The 16,301-nt window shown below is 51.2% G+C and carries 16 protein-coding genes; 5 read left to right on the top strand and 11 right to left on the bottom strand.

Annotated elements, in window-relative coordinates:
- Positions 1 to 12: 12 nt before the first annotated feature.
- From B5D63_RS03085 to B5D63_RS03075, 3 genes are all read right to left on the bottom strand, one after another.
- Positions 13 to 414 (bottom strand): RidA family protein, encoded by a 402-nt coding sequence (locus B5D63_RS03085; RefSeq protein ID WP_078668518.1) that lies wholly within the window; start codon positions 412 to 414, stop codon positions 13 to 15.
- A 76-nt stretch (positions 415 to 490) separates the two neighbouring features.
- Positions 491 to 1,090 carry a Crp/Fnr family transcriptional regulator gene (locus B5D63_RS03080; RefSeq protein ID WP_078667293.1) on the bottom strand — a complete coding sequence of 200 codons (600 nt, stop codon included), beginning with the start codon at positions 1,088 to 1,090 and terminating at the stop codon, positions 491 to 493.
- A 4-nt stretch (positions 1,091 to 1,094) separates the two neighbouring features.
- Positions 1,095 to 2,351: an alkaline phosphatase family protein gene (locus B5D63_RS03075; protein ID WP_200816899.1), complete on the bottom strand. Its 1,257-nt coding sequence runs from the start codon at positions 2,349 to 2,351 to the stop codon at positions 1,095 to 1,097.
- Positions 2,352 to 2,623: 272 nt separating this feature from the next.
- On the opposite strand from B5D63_RS03075, the gene B5D63_RS03070 reads away from it, so the two are divergent.
- The 4 genes from B5D63_RS03070 (at position 2,624) to B5D63_RS03055 (ending at position 6,536) form a co-directional block, all read left to right on the top strand.
- On the top strand, positions 2,624 to 3,136 hold the full coding sequence (locus tag B5D63_RS03070) for a hypothetical protein (protein ID WP_078667292.1): 513 nt from the start codon (positions 2,624 to 2,626) through the stop codon (positions 3,134 to 3,136).
- Positions 3,137 to 3,257: 121 nt separating this feature from the next.
- Complete coding sequence (locus tag B5D63_RS03065) at positions 3,258 to 4,169, top strand: hypothetical protein (protein WP_078667291.1); 912 nt, start codon at positions 3,258 to 3,260, stop codon at positions 4,167 to 4,169.
- 50 nt (positions 4,170 to 4,219) lie between these two features.
- Positions 4,220 to 4,570, top strand: a complete 351-nt coding sequence (locus B5D63_RS03060) for an MmcQ/YjbR family DNA-binding protein (protein ID WP_078667290.1) — start codon at positions 4,220 to 4,222, stop codon at positions 4,568 to 4,570.
- Between the two features lie 73 nt (positions 4,571 to 4,643).
- Positions 4,644 to 6,536: a CocE/NonD family hydrolase gene (locus tag B5D63_RS03055; protein WP_078667289.1), complete on the top strand. Its 1,893-nt coding sequence runs from the start codon at positions 4,644 to 4,646 to the stop codon at positions 6,534 to 6,536.
- A 204-nt stretch (positions 6,537 to 6,740) separates the two neighbouring features.
- Here the strand turns inward: B5D63_RS03055 and B5D63_RS03050 are convergent, their stop codons facing one another.
- Positions 6,741 to 7,943, bottom strand: a complete 1,203-nt coding sequence (locus tag B5D63_RS03050) for an acyloxyacyl hydrolase (protein WP_078667288.1) — start codon at positions 7,941 to 7,943, stop codon at positions 6,741 to 6,743.
- 141 nt (positions 7,944 to 8,084) lie between these two features.
- Here B5D63_RS03050 and B5D63_RS03045 point away from each other — a divergent pair, with 141 nt between their 5' ends.
- Positions 8,085 to 8,804, top strand: coding sequence for a BamJ family beta-barrel-assembly machinery protein (locus B5D63_RS03045; RefSeq protein WP_078667287.1), 720 nt, complete (start codon positions 8,085 to 8,087; stop codon positions 8,802 to 8,804).
- Positions 8,805 to 8,876: 72 nt separating this feature from the next.
- Here the strand turns inward: B5D63_RS03045 and B5D63_RS03040 are convergent, their stop codons facing one another.
- The 7 genes from B5D63_RS03040 to B5D63_RS03010 are packed head-to-tail and all read right to left on the bottom strand — an operon-like array spanning position 8,877 to position 16,267.
- On the bottom strand, positions 8,877 to 9,875 hold the full coding sequence (locus B5D63_RS03040; protein ID WP_078667286.1) for a chorismate synthase: 999 nt from the start codon (positions 9,873 to 9,875) through the stop codon (positions 8,877 to 8,879).
- A gap of 37 nt (positions 9,876 to 9,912) precedes the next feature.
- Entirely contained in the window at positions 9,913 to 11,181 is a 1,269-nt protein-coding gene (gene aroA / locus B5D63_RS03035) for a 3-phosphoshikimate 1-carboxyvinyltransferase (protein ID WP_078667285.1), read from the bottom strand.
- Positions 11,182 to 11,219: 38 nt separating this feature from the next.
- Positions 11,220 to 12,245: a 3-dehydroquinate synthase gene (gene aroB, locus B5D63_RS03030; protein ID WP_078667284.1), complete on the bottom strand. Its 1,026-nt coding sequence runs from the start codon at positions 12,243 to 12,245 to the stop codon at positions 11,220 to 11,222.
- 33 nt (positions 12,246 to 12,278) lie between these two features.
- Entirely contained in the window at positions 12,279 to 13,382 is a 1,104-nt protein-coding gene (locus B5D63_RS03025; RefSeq protein WP_235021448.1) for a chorismate mutase, read from the bottom strand.
- Between the two features lie 35 nt (positions 13,383 to 13,417).
- Positions 13,418 to 14,260 (bottom strand): prephenate dehydrogenase, encoded by an 843-nt coding sequence (locus B5D63_RS03020; RefSeq protein ID WP_078667283.1) that lies wholly within the window; start codon positions 14,258 to 14,260, stop codon positions 13,418 to 13,420.
- Complete coding sequence (locus B5D63_RS03015; protein ID WP_078667282.1) at positions 14,257 to 15,420, bottom strand: pyridoxal phosphate-dependent aminotransferase; 1,164 nt, start codon at positions 15,418 to 15,420, stop codon at positions 14,257 to 14,259. Before B5D63_RS03015 ends, B5D63_RS03020 begins: the two co-directional genes overlap by 4 nt.
- Positions 15,421 to 15,442: 22 nt before the next feature.
- Positions 15,443 to 16,267 (bottom strand): prephenate dehydratase, encoded by an 825-nt coding sequence (locus B5D63_RS03010; protein WP_078667281.1) that lies wholly within the window; start codon positions 16,265 to 16,267, stop codon positions 15,443 to 15,445.
- Positions 16,268 to 16,301: the final 34 nt, after the last annotated feature.

Here is a 16,301-nt window from a genome sequence, read left to right as displayed (position 1 = left end):
GGTATCGTTCGTTTATCGCTCAGCCGCTTCATCGGCCACCGCCACCGCTTCAATTTCTATCAGCGCATCCGGAGAATAAAGAGAGGATACTTCCATGATGGTGTCTGCCGGGTAAGGCGCCGTGAAGAAACGTTTACGCAGGGCTACGATCTTGTTAAAGTTGCCCATATCGCGCAGCAGGATGGTCACTTTGATCACGTTCGGCAAACTGGAACCACCGGCCTTCAGCACCTTTTCGAGGTTCTGAAAGGCCTTCTCCGCCTGTACATCAAAGTCGCCGATGCCCTGTAACTGCCCGTCGTCGCCGATGGCTGTCTGACCACTGATAAAGAGCAGGTCGCCCGCACGGTATCCCTGTGAAAGATGGAAAGGTTTATACGGATCGGGCTGAAGTTGAATGTTGGATATTTTCATGTCGTTGTTATTTACCTGCAAAGCTATTTTACCTGCTGCCGGTAAATATTCAACTACTTTAATAAATGGTGTTCAACTACTTTAATTTCCCGGCTTTCTGCTGCCGGAGCTGACTGAGGAACACCGGGGTCATGCCCAGGTAGGAAGCGAGGTATTTCTGAGGTACGCGGGCCGCAATGGTGGGGTATTGCCGTAAAAAAGCATCGTAGCGTTCGGCCGCCGTATGGCTGATATTTTGCAGTATCCGGCGGTTTTGCGCCAGGTAGGCATTCTGGTGCAGTATCCTGAAAAACCGTTCAAATGCCGGCACCCGCTGATACAGGGATTGCAGGGCGTCACGCTCCAGCTGCAATACCAACGAAGGCTCCAGCGCCTCGATGCTCACCTGCGAAGGCGTTTGTGTAAGAAGGCTTTCCAGGTCGGTGATCCACCAATCTTCCACCGCAAAATGCAGGACATGCTCTGCGTCGTTCCTGTCGGTGATATAGGAACGCAGGCATCCTTCCACGATGAAGTTTTCGTAGCGGCAGGTGTCGCCGGCCTGCAGCAACCACTGGCGCCTTTGCAGGCGGCGTGATTTCAGCAGGCTGACGAAATATTGCTGTTCTTCCGTTGTAAGCTGAATATGCCGGGCGACATGCTGCAACAGCAGCCCGTAGCTATCTTGCTGGTCCATGACGCTATTGGTTTAATACCGGTTCCAGCACTTCCAGTTTACCGTCTATCGGCTGGGTGATATCCAGGCCAAGAATACGGGCTACTAACGGGTACACATGTATGTTTTCGAAAGTGGCGATGCGTGTATTCGGTCTGAAGGCTGGTCCCCAGGCCATGAAGATAGCATTCATCTCTGTAAGATTGTTATCGAAACCATGGTGCCCGGGGTACATTTTTTTTGCAGGACTATCAAAGGCGTAGTTGGCCTCTGCCAGCACTACGATATCACCGATACGGTTGTACACATCTTCCTGTCCGTAATGCCATCTTTCCGGCGCTTCTTTTTTCAGGTAGACAGTGTAGTGATTTTCGTGTTGTTTCAGGAAGTCATAGCCAGCTCTGATTTCCGCTTCATTATTGCCATAGAGCATTATTTTCTCGTTGCTGGAAACGATACGCAGCGGTTTTAATGCAGGGCTGTCTGGCAGGGAAAGGGTGCGTTCCGTGTCTACGCGCGCCATGCCATGGTCCGAAACGATGACAAAGTTGACCGGCAGGTTCAGCTTGTTCACAGCCTCCTGCATGCGGCCGATGGCTGCGTCCACAAATTGTACAGCGTTTTTCACGCTGTCGCTTTCAGGACCGTAGCGATGTCCCATATGATCTACTTCCGGGAAGTAGAAAGTGATAAGATGTGGCCGTTGTTCTACCGGCAGTTGCAGCCAGTTCACCACTGTCTGAATGCGCTGGTCGATGCCTGTTTTTTCCTGGTATTTAAAGTAGTAGGTGGGCCGGATGTTCTGGATGGCGCTTTCAGAGCCAACCCAGAAATAGCTGGCGCTGACCAGCTGCTGTTTTTCCGCCAGTACCCACAGCGGTACGCCGCCATACCAGGTACCGTCTTCCACTGCTTCACGGTTGCCTACCTTATAAATCGCGTCCCGCTTACGGTCGTAAAAGTGGTTATCTACCAGCCCGTGATGGGCCGGGTACATACCGGTGGCCAGCGTATAGTGATTGGGGAAAGTCAGTGTAGGAAAAGACGGTTGCATGGCAGTAGCTCTTACGCCCTGGCCGGAGAGACGGAGCAGGTTTTGCGCGTTGTACTTCTCAGCGTAATCATACCGGAACCCGTCAATCGATATCATGATCACATAAGGTTTTGTCTGCTGGGAGGCGCTGTTTTTCCGTCCTTCCACCGTCAGTTGTGCCGTATCCTGCGCATGCAGGCTGGTCGCCATGAGCAATGCTGCCGCCAGTAAATTGAAAATCCGCTTCACGATCGTTGTTTTAGTTATATGATGATGTTGGGGAGTAATAACAGGATGGGTTAAAGACGCGCAAATTAGAAAACTTATTCCATTTCCGGTCGCACTACGAATTATATAAACGTTAATGTACCCATCCACATATATGATAATATTTTATCTAAAAAAATATCTTCCTGTTGAAAAATTAGCAAAATAACAATCATCAATTAAAATATTATATATATAAATTTAATTAATTGACTGTTTATCTATATATTAGCCAACTGAAAAACCATCGAACTATGTCCGACTACACCTTTATTACAACTGAGGAGAATTTTTTACTACAACAAGCACTGAAGCGGAACAAACAGCAGTTACGGAAATTTGCGTTAATAGGTTTTATTGTATTATTAGTAGCGGCTATCATACCGCAGATTTACCTGTATACGCATAATACACTGGGCGATGCGGATGAGTCTTTATTCTCCTATAAAAACATCTGGTTTTGGGTATGGATGATCAGTTTTGTGATAGCGCTTGTGTTTGCGCTGATCAAAGTAACCGATATCCGTTACTGGGCGCTGAAGAAAGACCTGGTAGCCTTACAGAAAGCCACGCTGCAGGCCCCCATGGAAGCGGTATACCTTGAGAACAACGATACACAGACCAATATCATGATAAAGCTGGACAACCAGAAAAAACGCCTGTTTTACTGGATGCGGGGCGCCCTCGAAGGCTATCGTGCCGGCCAGGAAGTGGAAATCACTTACGCCCGGTATTCCCGCGTGATCATCGCCATCAACAAAAAATAGCTTTAACCTACACCTTCAACCGGTACGTTGGCTGTCCGACGTACCGGTATATTTTCTCAACTTATCTACCGGCAATACTGCGGGAAAATATGACCATTAAACCTTATCTTAGGTATCTTTCATGATGCCCTTCATGCCCTGCCTGAGAAAATATGGTTGGTGCCTGCTCACCGTAGTCCTGTTGCTGACACACGCCTGTCAGTGTAAAAAAGAACATGTAGATCCGCCGTCACCACCGCCGCCACCGCAGGACACCTACCTGGTAACCTCCATCCGCCTCAACGGCATCCCGAAAGACAGCTTTGTCTACAACGACCGGCTGCAGCTGATACAGCGCTGGGACTACAACACCTCCTACCGGCAATGGCAGAATTATATCGCCTTCAGCTATAACGCTGACGGGTACGTGAAAACAGCCCATTATTACAATGAAAATGATAATACGCTCAAAAGCCTGAGCCAGCGCGATTCGCTGGCATGGACATCTGGCAGGCTGATGATCTACAGTACCCTGTACCGTAACCTGGGCGAAGAAATATCCGGGTACGACACCACGTCACTGCAGATAAATACCTCCCGGCAATTCACACTGGCCGGCTCAAAGGATACTTTCATTTTCGATAACACTATTTTCGGAACAATGCTCCAATTTAAGGAGTATACTTACCAGCAACAAGACGTTCAGCAATTCGTCACGCATAATTATGTCAACATTACCGGTGGTACTCTTGTGCTGGAAGGGTACCGATACACCATGACTTACAACGGTCAGACCAATCCGCTGCACCGCTATCTTTCCAGAAATCCGCTGCTGCTACAGGCCGTCACCGCCGACCTGCAAAACAACTGGAAAGGCTATCCCTACCTGGCCAGCGAGCATTACGTCACCAGCATACAGCTTCAGGAAGTTAACGGCGGGTCAATGACCATGCCGGTGACGTATACGCCACTTGACACTTCGGCTTATCCGAAAGACCAACGCATCGGCGATAACACCGTTATCACTTACCAGTACAAGATCATTAAACCATAACCGGCCGCTTAGTTTTTTTTATCTTTGTCGTCCATAAAACCCTGCCATACATGGACATCGAACAGTTTTGTCAATACTGCAATTCCCTTCCGGGCGTTACGGAAGAATTCCCTTTCGGGGAACAGACCCTCGTATATAAAGTCTGCGGCAAAATGTTTGCCCTCACCGATCTTGAAGAGTTCAGCAGCGTCAACCTGAAATGTGACCCGGATGAAGCGGTAGAGCTGCGGGAGCGCTACGAGGGCGTCACTCCCGGCTGGCACATGAACAAAAAGCACTGGAACACGGTAGATATGCACTCCAATATTTCCAACAAACTGATATTGCAGTGGATCAAAAACTCATACGATCTCGTAGTGGCCAGTCTGCCTAAAAAAGAACGCGAAAAGCTGGCCGGTTGACCGCTCACCCATTTCTGCGGTCACATTACCTTATTTTTTTGCTACTTTAGCCCCCATCTAAAACAAACCGTTTATGAGAAAATGGCTGCTGCTGGCCTGCGCCGCGCTGTTCGTCTTTCCTGTCGTTACGAAGGCTGTTAACCAGGATTCCCTCTGGATGTATACCCACTACACTAAAAAAGAAGTGTATATCCCCATGCGGGACGGGGTCAAACTGTTTACCTCCATCTATCTTCCCAAAGACCAGTCGGAGAAACACCCCATCCTGATGACGCGTACTCCATACTCCTGCGCGCCTTACGGTGAGGGTAAGTTCCGTCCGTTGTACAAGAACCATTATAATCAATACCTGCACGAAGGTTATATCATGGTGATCCAGGATGTCAGAGGCACCTGGATGAGCGAAGGTAAGTTTGTGAACGTACGCCCTTTTAACGCCACTAAAAAGGGAAAAAATGAAATCGATGAGGCCAGCGATACCTATGACACCATCGACTGGCTGGTGAAAAATCTCGCCGGCAACAACGGCAACGTAGGCATCTTCGGTATTTCCTACCCTGGTTTTTACTCCACCATGGGCGCGCTGAGCAATCACCCTGCGCTGAAAGCTGTCAGCCCGCAGGCGCCGGTAACAGACTGGTTCATGGGAGATGATTTCCACCACAACGGTGCATTCATGCTCACGGATGCATTTTCTTTCTACACCGTATTTGACCATCCGCACCCGAAACCTACTACCGTAGGACCTAAAGGCATCGAATACTACACCCGCGACAACTACAAATACTATCTCGAAACCGGGGCGTTGCCTAATTTCTCCAAAATTATCGGCGACAGCATTCCCTTCTGGCATGAAATGTACGCGCACCCAACCTACGACAGTTACTGGCAGGCGCGTAACGTACGCAACTTCCTGAAAAACGTAAAACCCACCATGCTGGTAGTAGGCGGTGTATTCGACGCGGAAGACTGCTTCGGCGCCTGGAACACCTATAAGAGCATCGAAACGCAAAGCCCCAACACCAACAACCGCATTGTAATGGGGCCCTGGTACCATGGCCAGTGGGCCTCCAACGACGGTACCCATCTGGGCAACGTCCGCTTTGGCAGCAATACCTCTGAGTACTATGCCAACAACATCGAAATTCCTTTCTTCAACTATTACCTGAAAGGTAAAGGGCAGGCGCCCGATATTGCAGAAGCTACGATCTTCTTTACCGGCAAAAACGAATGGAAAAGGCTGCCGCAATGGCCTCCGGCCGATATGAAGGAACAACCCATTTACCTGCAACCTGACGGTAAACTGGCCTTCACACCACCTGCCGCCGGCAATAGTTTCAGCGAATACATCAGCGATCCTGCCAAACCAGTGCCTTATACAGAAGACGTACACTTCGGCCGTACCATCAACTATATGACCGACGACCAACGTTTTGCTTCCCGCAGACCGGATGTTGTGGTGTTTGAATCAGAAGTGCTGGACAAAGACATTACCCTTGCCGGCCCGGTAATCGCCGACATCGTGGCCAGCACAACCGGTACTGATGCCGATTTTGTGGTGAAGCTGATCGACGTATTCCCGAATGATTTCAAATACGAAGAAGACGCTGCTTCAGAGCACCGTCGTGTTCCTTCCTCCACCTATCCCATGGGCGGCTACCAAATGCTGGTACGCGGCGAAATCATGCGCGGCAAATTTCGCAACAGCTTCGAAAAACCGGAAGCGTTTGTTCCGGGCCAGCCTACGCCGGTGAAATTCACCATGCCTGACGTGGCCCATACTTTCCAGAAAGGCCACCGTATCATGGTCCAGATACAAAGCAGCTGGTTCCCACTGGCAGACCGCAACCCGCAACAGTTCATGGATATCTATAAAGCCACTGATAAAGATTTTAAGAAGGCGGATATTAAGATCTACCACGATGCCACGCACGCATCTAAAGTATTGTTGCCGATAACGCAGTAATCCCGCGGAGTTCTCGCAAAGCACGCAAAGGAGCAAAGAGCGCAAAGATTTTTTTAAGTTTAAATAAGAAAGCAAAGGAGCGGAGATCAAATTTGATCTCCGCTCCTTTGCTTTCTCTGCTCGCTTATATTTATTCTTTGCGCTCTTTGCTCCTTTGCGTGCTTTGCGAGAACCCCGCGAGAACTCCGCGTGAACTCCGCGGGGCTACAATCTTCCACCGCCGCCCCACTCGATCCAGTCCGCCGCCGCGCCGTTCTGCGTTTTGAGCCCTATCTGCAGGAAGCCGTATTTGCTTACGTTATAACGAAGCGCCACCCGCAGGAACCAGTTTCCCTTTTCATTATCGCGCCGCCAAAGATAAGTACCTGCCTGCGTAACGATATCGAAGCGCTGCAAATGAAGCGAGTGGCCAATATGAGCCCCCAGCAGCATTTTATCAAAGGTGGATACCTTACCATATCTCTGCCCGTACACCAATCCGAGGGAACCATCGTAAAATCCGTCGAGACCGGCGCCGAAGCTACATACATGGCTGTACAGATAGCTCCAGTCCAATACAGCCGAAGCAGTGCCATAAAAAGCCCTCACACCATAGCGGCTGTCTGCCTGTACTACGCCAAAGGCGCCATAGAGGCTCCATTCCTGTTTATGTTTCAGTTTGGACAGTGGGCTATCGATGTAGGTGGGCCGGATTCGCGCCACGTAATGCGGATCTATCTGTTGCTGTACAATATTGCGGATCGTGTTGTAATGTACCCGCAAACCGGCGTGAAGGCCCGCCATATTGAGACCCAGGTTGGGTGTATGGGTGCGGCCGTTGGAGAAATGCGTAAGGTCTACCCCGTAAACGAAGTCGAACAGCTCCGACAGTCGCCATACGCCGCTGGCGCCCACGTTAAAGTAGACATCTACTTTGGAGCTGATGGCATCGTTGAGCGGATTTTTATCCTGGTCATACGGGTTCAGGTCGTAAGTGAAACCCAGCGACAGCCCTGCTTCAAAGTGATGCCTTTTGCGGCGGTGGAAGGGCGCATAAAAGAAGCCGTATATACCGCTGGGATTACCCAGGACAGTGGCGTCTCCGATATTACCGGTATAGAAACCAATACCATAACTGGGGTAGTTAAGCGCCCGCTGCCATTCCTGCTTGCCGGTAGACATCCACGCCATCCGCAGTTCCACCGACTCGTAGCCATGCTTCAGCGCGTTCGATAGTTCTTCGCCATTATACAGGTGCCCCCCGGTATGCAGCTTTAGCTCTATAAATTTCTGCCTCCCCAGGTTAGGGTTGGCTTTCGCCTTTGACCATAAGTCTGTTGAATCCTGTGCCTGCAGGCTGCCTGTCAGCAACACTGCTACTATTGTTGTTAGAATACTGAACTTCATAGACGTCTGAACGGTTAACATGCGGTTTTATTTTTACGCCAACAAAGCAAGTCTCCCTTTTGTTGTACCAGAGCAACCATGCTTGTAAAAAGTTAATTCCTTAACTTGCGAAGGCTTTAATAAACCCTTATTTGTATCAAAGTTATTGACAACCACAAATTTATGTACAAAAAATACATTTTTACCGGTGTATTGGGTTTGCTGGGCCTGCAGGGCTTCAGCCAGAAAAAACCCGTGCCCAAGGCCAAACCGGTGTCCCATACCGCTGCAAAACCTGCTTTACTGAAAAACAGGATGGATTCCCTGAGCTATGGCATCGGCGTCAACATTGCCGAGAACCTGAAAGCACAGGGCTTAACGAATGTCAACACGACCCTGCTGGCCAAAGCCATCCAGGACATGCTGACCAATAAAACATTAACATTATCAAAAGACCAGAGTGAGATGAGCATTAGCAATTACCTTCAGCAACTGAAAGCGGAAAAAGTGGCTAAAAACCGCGAAGCCAGCGATAAATTCCTGGCAGAAAACAAAGCCAAACCGGGCGTGGTAACCCTCCCCAGCGGCCTGCAGTACCAGATCCTGAAAGAAGGCACCGGGCCCAAACCTACCATCAACGATAAGGTGAAAACACACTATCATGGTACACTCATCGATGGTACCGTATTCGACAGCTCTGTAGACAGAGGCGAGCCTATTTCCTTCCCGGTGAGCGGCGTGATCAGAGGCTGGACAGAAGCCCTGCAGCTGATGCCGGTAGGTTCCAAATGGCGTCTCTTCATTCCTTCAGACCTGGCCTACGGCGACCGCGGCGCTGGTCCGAAAATCGGCCCCGGCAGTGCGCTGGTGTTTGATGTGGAGCTGCTCGACATCGTAAAATAATAACGGCATTGCCACCAATAAAAAAGCATCCTGTTTGACAGGATGCTTTTTTATGTTTTTTGCCAGGTCTTCCTATGATTTATATACTCTCGGGCGCAGCTGTTCCAGCAGCATAAAGTCAGCCAGTACCATAGCTGTCACGGCTTCCAGTACCACCGGTACCCGCAGTGCGATGCAGAGGTCGTGGCGGCCTTTCACGCTGAAAGTTTCCACCTGTCCGCTGGCGATGTTCAGCGTTTGTTGTTCTTTGGGCGTGCTGGACGTGGGTTTGACAGCGATACGGAACACCAGCGGGTTGCCGTTGGTAATACCGCCTACCACGCCGCCGGCGTTGTTGGTAGCTGTTTTTCCGGTAGTGTCCAGGATAGGATCGTTATGTTCCAGTCCTTTCATTTTAGCAGCGGCGAAGCCGGCGCCGAATTCAATTCCCTTTACTGCGGGGATCGCAAATACAGCATGGGCCAGGCTGGACTCCAGCGAATCGAAGAACGGTTCACCGAGGCCGATGGGCAGCCCGTCTACCACACATTCCACAATACCGCCGACAGAGTCTTTAGCGGCGATGGCTGCTTCCAGGCCTTCTTCCGGATTGGCGTAACCGCCTACTTCCGTGATGGTGGCTTTAACCTGGATGCTGTCACCCAGGATCTTTTTGGCGATGACACCTGCCGCTACGAGGTTGAGCGTAAGCCTGCCGCTGAAGTGGCCGCCGCCGCGGTAGTCTTCAAAGCCCCCATATTTATGGGTCGCCACAAAGTCAGCATGACCGGGCCGCGGGAACTCACGCAGCTTCTCATAGTCTGTGCTGCGGGTGTTGTTATTTTCAAAGAGGATGGTGACCGGTGCGCCGGTAGTATGATCGTTGAATACGCCTGACTTGATAAAGGGCAGGTCTTCCTCCTTGCGGGGGGTAGTGCCTCTGGAGCCGCCTTTGCGCCGTTCCAGGTCGTGCAGGAAGTCTTCCTGTCTGAGCGGCATACCTGCCGGTACGCCGTCGATGTTAACCCCTACGCTGGCGCCGTGGGATTCTCCGAAAACATTCACCCTGAATAATCTGCCAAAACTGTTCACACACTGATGATTTAAGATTGAATAAAAAAGGATGCCGTTAGCTGTTGGCAGCTACGGCTACCTGACCGCCCAGCAGCTGCAGATGGTCGTAGAATTCAGGATACGATTTGTTTACCGCTTCTGCATTTTCGATCGTCACCGGACCATCAGCCGTGAGGGCTGCTACGGCGCAGGCCATGGCGATGCGGTGGTCGTTATGGGAATGTACGTGCGCGCCTTTGATGCCGGTACCACCATGCACCAGCATGATGTCTCCCTCGAGGTCTATGCGGATGCCCATTTTGCCGAATTCTTCCTGCAAGGTGAGGCCACGGTCGCTTTCTTTGTGAGCGAGGCGGCTCACGCCTTTTATTTTCGTAGTGCCGTTACAGTTAGCTGCCAGCGCTACGAGCGGCGGAAACAGGTCCGGACAGTCGGTGGCATCTATTTCGAAGGCATTGAGCCCGTTCTTCTGAATATTTACGGTGAAGACACCCGGCAGGATGTGGGTGCCGGCCTTTTCCAGCGCTTCGAGGATCGCCTTGTCCGACTGGGCGGAGGCGGTATTGAGGTGCTGTACTTCAGCATTACCGGCTACAGCGGCGGCTACCAGCAGAAACGCGGCCCCGCTCCAGTCGCCCTCCACCGTATAGTCGGTAGCGTTATAAGCTTGTTTTTTACCGAAACGGAACTGCTCGAAGTCCTGTTCTTCCACCTTTACCCCGAAGTGTTCCATCAGGTGCAGGGTTAACGCGATGTAAGGTTTGCTTTTAAGATCTTTTACGGTGATGGTCACCTCTTCCGCTGCGGCGCCGTAGGCCATCAGCAGGCCGGTGAGGAACTGGGAACTGAGCGAGCCGTCGATAGTGATATTTTTCGGTTGCAGCGGGCCCTGTATATGCAGGGGTAGTTTACCGTCCTGGGTGGTGCATTTCACGTCCAGCTGTGGCAGCACTTCTTCGAAGAAGTGCATGGGGCGGGTAGTGAGGCTGCCATGCCCAACGATGGTGATCGGAATGGAAGCCAGCGCAGCGATGGGCGTAAACATACGGATACCGAGGCCGGATTCTCCGCAGTTGATTTCGTCGTAAAACGGTTTTACGCCCTGACTGGTGATTTCAAAATGATCATCTCCCCTTTTTATTCTGGCGCCGAGGTTTTCCGCTACCTCGAGCGCTGCCAGGCAATCGTTGCTCAGGCCGGGGTTACGGATAATAGTCGTGCCATTGGCCAGCAGCGCAGCGGCTACGGCGCGTTGCATGGCGCTTTTGGAAGGATTGGCCGTAACGGTGCCTTTAACGATGCCGGGTGATACAGTTACTTGCATATATATGTGTCGTCCGCCTTTAGATGTTTAGAAAATAATTACAACGCCTGCAGCAGCAGTTGCAGATCTGTGATAGGAACAGGCATGGTGGTGGCTTTCCCTATTTTCTCCAGCAGCACAAAATGGATGGCGTCTTTTTCCCGTTTTTTGTCCAGCTTAAAGATATCAAACACGGCTGCTTTGTCGGAGGTAAAAGCTACCGGCAACTGATAATCGGTGATCAGTTTTATCAGCCGCAGGGTCTGATCGTTGGAGAAGCCCATCAGTTGTTCGGAGAAACGTGCCGCAGCTACCATACCGATGGCCACTGCTTTACCGTGTGCGATATGCTCCAGTTTTTCAACGGCATGTCCCAGCGTGTGACCGAAGTTGAGCCAGCGGCGCGGGCCGTTTTCGAACTCATCTTCCAGTACTACTTTGGTTTTGGCAGCCACTGATTTTTCCACCAGGTATTCCAGTACCGCTACATCTCTCGCCAGCGCTTTTTCCCGGTTAACTTCGAGATAATCAAACAGTTCGGCATCCATGATGCAGGCATATTTGATGATCTCTGCGAAGCCGTTGTGCCACTCTTCTGCGGGCATGGTGAGGGGCAGCGCGTAGTCGAAGAGGATGAATTCCGGCTGACGGATAGTGCCCAGCAGGTTTTTGTGTTTACCATGACTGACCCCGTTTTTGCCGCCGATGGAAGCATCTACCTGTGCCAGCAGCGTGGAGGGAACAAACCCGAAGGGAATGCCTCTCATATAAATGCTGGCTGCGAAACCTGCCACGTCGGTGATCATGCCGCCGCCGATACCGATAAGGGTGGTTTTGCGGTCGGCCTCATGGGCTACCAGTCCGTCGATGACCAGTTCCACGGTAGCCATGTTTTTCACTTCTTCGCCGGCAGGCACTACGATTTTTTTCCAGTCGTGCAGGTGATGGCCGTGCAGTCTTTCCACATTTTCATCGATCACGAGCACCGACCGGTTCCGGTCTACATGGTTTCCCAACTGCAGCAGGCTTTCTCCCATGAAATAGGTCGTTGCCTGCTGCTGAAAATTATTGGTTAGCTTTTTCATTCATTGATTTTAGCGATCAGCCAATGATGCTGTTTATTTTTCTTCGTTCATCACCCTGTTCTGGCGGTTGATGGATTCCAGGTGCACCGCGTCGAAGTATTTCAGGATGAATTCTTTTGTCAGGCCCAGTTTCTCGCCTTTCGCGATGTTGCGGTCCAGGATTTCATTCCAGCGGTTGGTTTGCAGGATGGTGATATTATTTTCTTTTTTGTACATGCCGATTTTCTCAGCGATTTTCATACGGTTGCCGAGCAGCAGCATGATTTCGTCATCCACCTGGTTGATCTGCGCACGCAGTTTTTCGAGGGCGGTGTTAAAATCTTTTTTATCGGTGTGTTCTCTTCTCCAAACGATACCGTCGAGCAGTTCAGCCAGTTTCTCAGGAGTTACCTGTTGTTTGGCGTCGCTCCAGGCGTTGTCCGGGTCTACGTGAGTTTCGAGCATCAGGCCATCGTAGTCCAGGTCGATCGCTTCCTGGGAAACTTCCTGCAGGATATCGCGGCGGCCGGAGATGTGGCTGGGGTCGCAGATCATGGGCAGTTCAGGCATACGGCGTTTCAGCTCGATAGCGAGGTGCCACATGGGCGCATTGCGGTATTGGGTGTTACCGTAGCTGGAGAAACCGCGGTGAATGAGGCCTACTTTGCTGATGCCTGCTTTCTGGATTCTTTCCACGGCGCCGATCCACAGTTCCAGGTCGGGGTTGATCGGGTTTTTGATCAGTACGGTGGTGTCCACACCTTTCAGTGCGTCTGCCACTTCCTGTACAGAGAAGGGGTTTACTGTGGTCCGGGCTCCTACCCACAGGATATCCACACCAAAGTGCAGCGCGTCTTCCACCTGTTTAGCGGTTGCCACTTCCACTGCCAGCGGCAGGCCGGTCAGTTCGCGGGCTTTCTGCAGCCATGCGAGGCCTTTAGTGCCGATGCCTTCGAAAGAACCCGGACGGGTGCGGGGTTTCCAGATGCCGGCGCGCAATACGTCCACTTTACCGGTTTTTTGTAATGCCAACGCGGTAGCTAAAACCTGCTCTTCTGTTTCAGCGCTGCAGGGGCCGGAGATGATCAACGGCTTTTTATCAGATGAAGGATCTGAGAATTTGGTTTTGGATAATATTTCTTCCATTGTCTGTACCATAGTATTGAAGTTAAGTAGATTGTTAGAATTTATGTTTATTTCAGGATTTTCCTGATTTTGTTTGATTTCTGGATCAGTTTGTAGAAGGCGTCATAGTCTTCGTTTTCGAGCAGTGACTTCATCTGTTGCAGCTGGTGGATGTGTTCATCGAGCACATCGAGCACGTTGCCGCGGTTGTGTTTGAAGATGGGCACCCACATGTCCGGCGAACTTTTGGCGAGGCGCACGGTAGATTCGAAACCGCCGCTGGCGAGTTCAAAGATGCGGCCGGACTCTTTTTCTTTTTTGAGTACGGTGAGCGCCAGCGCAAAAGAGGTGATGTGGGAGATATGCGACACGTAGGCCGTGTGCAGGTCATGCTCCTGGCCATTCATATATACGGTACGCATTTGCAGTTTGTCTACCATGTCTTCCACCATTTCGAGAGCGTCTTCATCGCTGTTTTTCACATCGCAGAGCACCATGGTTTTGTGGGTGAAGAGGTTGCGTATAGCGGCATCGGGACCGGAATACTCGGTGCCGGCCATCGGGTGGGCCGCCACAAAGCGGCCGCGGTTGGGATGACCGGCAACGAGTTGCAATATTTTTTCTTTGGTGGACCCTACGTCCATGATCACCTGGTTGGGGCGTACTTTGTCCATCAGGGTGGGCAGCACCTGCAGTACTGCATCTACGGGGATGGCCAGTATCACGAGGTCGGAGCATTGCAGCGCATCGTTGAGCGGCATGCCTTCATCGATGATGTTGAGCGCTTTGGCTTTTTGCAGATGTTCTTCCTGCTGGTCCACGCCGATGATCTTCTCGGCCACTCCTTTTTCCCGGAGGGTGATGGCCAGCGAGCCGCCGATCAGGCCTGTGCCTATTATCGTTACAATCATTTTATCGCAGTTTTTATACGGTCAATGGCGTCCTGGAAAACCTTTTCATCCTGACAGAGGCTTACGCGGACATAGCCGTTACCGTTACTTCCGAAAATACCGCCGGGCGTAATGAATACCCGTGCTTTTTGCAGTACTTCATCGCTGAGCGTGTAGCCGTTATCGATAGTATCCGGGATGTGTGCCCATACGAACATGCCTACCTGGTTTTTATCGTAAACGCATTGCAGCAGGTCCAGCAGCCGGAATACTTTTTCGCGGCGGGCGCGGTATATTTTATTGAGCTCGTCGTACCATTCGCGGCCCAGTTGCAGTGCTTTTACAGCGGCCATCTGCAGGGGCTGGAACATACCGGAGTCCATATTGCTTTTAAAGCGGAGCACATCGGCGATCCATTCGGCTTTTCCCACCAGCATGCCAACGCGCCAGCCGGCCATGTTGGAAGATTTGCTGAGGGAGTTGAGTTCCAGCACCACATCGCGTGCACCTTCAAACTGCAACAGGCTTTCGGGCTGTTCGTTGAGGATAAAGCTGTACGGGTTGTCGTGGCAGATCAGGATATGATGCTGTTTGGCAAAAGCGATCAGCTTTGCGGCAAACTCCTTGTTCACTTTTGCGCCGGTAGGCATATGGGGATAGTTGACCCACATGATTTTCACCCGGCTCAGGTCTTTTTGGGCCAGTGCGTCCAGATCGGGGAGCCAGCCGTTTTCTGCTACCAGGTCATAATCTACCACGGTGGCGCCGCTCAGGTTGACCGCAGAGCGGTAGGTAGGGTAACCCGGATTGGGGATCAGCGCTTCATCGCCCGCCTGGAGGTAGGTCATGCAGATGTGCATGATACCTTCCTTGGAACCGATGAGGGGCAGCACTTCCGTGTCCGGATGCAGTGTTACCGCATAATAGCGCTGGTACCAGTCGGCCATCGCCTTACGCAACGCGGGGATACCTTTGTACCCCTGGTAGGCGTGTGTATTGGGCAGGGCGGCCTGTTCATGGAGCGCCTCCACCACGGACGGGTGCGGGGGCAGGTCCGGGCTTCCTATACCCAGATTAATCACTTTGGGACCGTTTTGGTTCATTTCGTCTATTTCCCGCAGTTTTTTGGAGAAATAGTATTCTTCTGTTCCCTGTAATCTTTTAGCAACCTGTATCTGCATATGCCTGATTTCTGAATACTGATTAATGTGTTTTGCCTTTTCTGTAGATGCCCAGCACTTTGAGGTTTTCGGTAAGCGCCGCTATTTTTCCGAGCGCTTTTTCGAAGTGTGCCGGATTTTCGAATTCCATATCGGCGTGGAAGTAATAGTTCCATTCTTTGGCCGGGATGGGAAAAGACTGCAGTTTGGACAAGTTGATACCTGCGTCTGCGATTTTCGTCAGCACTTTGGCGAGGGTACCTCTTTCGTGGCTGGTATGAAAATAAACAGAGGCTTTATTCGCATCCGGGGCGACAGGCGCGGCGGTGCGGGACAGCGCCAGAAAGCGGGTATAATTGTTTTTGTTGGTCTGGATGTTGGGCGCGATGATATCCAGCTCATAAATTTCAGCGGCCAGTTTGCCGGCGATGGCAGCCACGCTCTTCAGTTTCTTCTGACGTACGTGTTTGGCGCTGAGCGCAGTATCCTCCGTTTCCACCAGTTTGATGTGCGGGTGTTTTTCAAGAAAATCGATACACTGTAAAAGAGCCATGGGATGGGAATGTACCTCGCGGATATCTTCCAGTTGCTGACCGGGCAGCACCATGAGGTGCTGGTTGATCTGCAGGTATACTTCACCGGTCACATGCAGGCCGGAGTTTTTGAGGAGGCTGTAGTTCGGTAAAATGCTGCCGGCGATGGAGTTTTCGATGGCCATGATACCGGCGTCCACGCCGGGGTCCTGTTTTACCTTACGCACCAGCTCGGAAAAGGTGGCACAGGCTTCAATATCGGTCTGTTTTCCGAAGAAACTCTGTGCAGCTATCTGGTGGAAAGCACCTTCAAACCCTTGTATGGCAATTTTCATGTGTATGGAGTTGATTTTTTATTGTTTTATAGTT

This window comes from Chitinophaga eiseniae (genome assembly GCF_900167135.1).
Taxonomy (GTDB): Bacteria; Bacteroidota; Bacteroidia; order Chitinophagales; family Chitinophagaceae; genus Chitinophaga; species Chitinophaga eiseniae.
This window is presented reverse-complemented; position numbering and strand designations above follow the sequence as displayed.

Excerpts from the sequence above, each read along its gene's own strand:
- aroA (WP_078667285.1), bottom strand. The coding sequence starts at position 11,181 with ATGCAAGTAACTGTATCACCCGGCATCGTTAAAGGCACCGTTACGGCC.
- B5D63_RS03070 (WP_078667292.1), top strand. The coding sequence starts at position 2,624 with ATGTCCGACTACACCTTTATTACAACTGAGGAGAATTTTTTACTACAA.
- aroB (WP_078667284.1), bottom strand. The coding sequence starts at position 12,245 with ATGAAAAAGCTAACCAATAATTTTCAGCAGCAGGCAACGACCTATTTC.
- B5D63_RS03015 (WP_078667282.1), bottom strand. The coding sequence starts at position 15,420 with ATGCAGATACAGGTTGCTAAAAGATTACAGGGAACAGAAGAATACTAT.
- B5D63_RS03045 (WP_078667287.1), top strand. The coding sequence starts at position 8,085 with ATGTACAAAAAATACATTTTTACCGGTGTATTGGGTTTGCTGGGCCTG.
- B5D63_RS03065 (WP_078667291.1), top strand. The coding sequence starts at position 3,258 with ATGATGCCCTTCATGCCCTGCCTGAGAAAATATGGTTGGTGCCTGCTC.
- B5D63_RS03025 (WP_235021448.1), bottom strand. The coding sequence starts at position 13,382 with ATGGTACAGACAATGGAAGAAATATTATCCAAAACCAAATTCTCAGAT.
- B5D63_RS03020 (WP_078667283.1), bottom strand. The coding sequence starts at position 14,260 with ATGATTGTAACGATAATAGGCACAGGCCTGATCGGCGGCTCGCTGGCC.
- B5D63_RS03085 (WP_078668518.1), bottom strand. The coding sequence starts at position 414 with ATGAAAATATCCAACATTCAACTTCAGCCCGATCCGTATAAACCTTTC.
- B5D63_RS03050 (WP_078667288.1), bottom strand. The coding sequence starts at position 7,943 with ATGTTAACCGTTCAGACGTCTATGAAGTTCAGTATTCTAACAACAATA.
- B5D63_RS03055 (WP_078667289.1), top strand. The coding sequence starts at position 4,644 with ATGAGAAAATGGCTGCTGCTGGCCTGCGCCGCGCTGTTCGTCTTTCCT.
- B5D63_RS03060 (WP_078667290.1), top strand. The coding sequence starts at position 4,220 with ATGGACATCGAACAGTTTTGTCAATACTGCAATTCCCTTCCGGGCGTT.
- B5D63_RS03010 (WP_078667281.1), bottom strand. The coding sequence starts at position 16,267 with ATGAAAATTGCCATACAAGGGTTTGAAGGTGCTTTCCACCAGATAGCT.
- B5D63_RS03080 (WP_078667293.1), bottom strand. The coding sequence starts at position 1,090 with ATGGACCAGCAAGATAGCTACGGGCTGCTGTTGCAGCATGTCGCCCGG.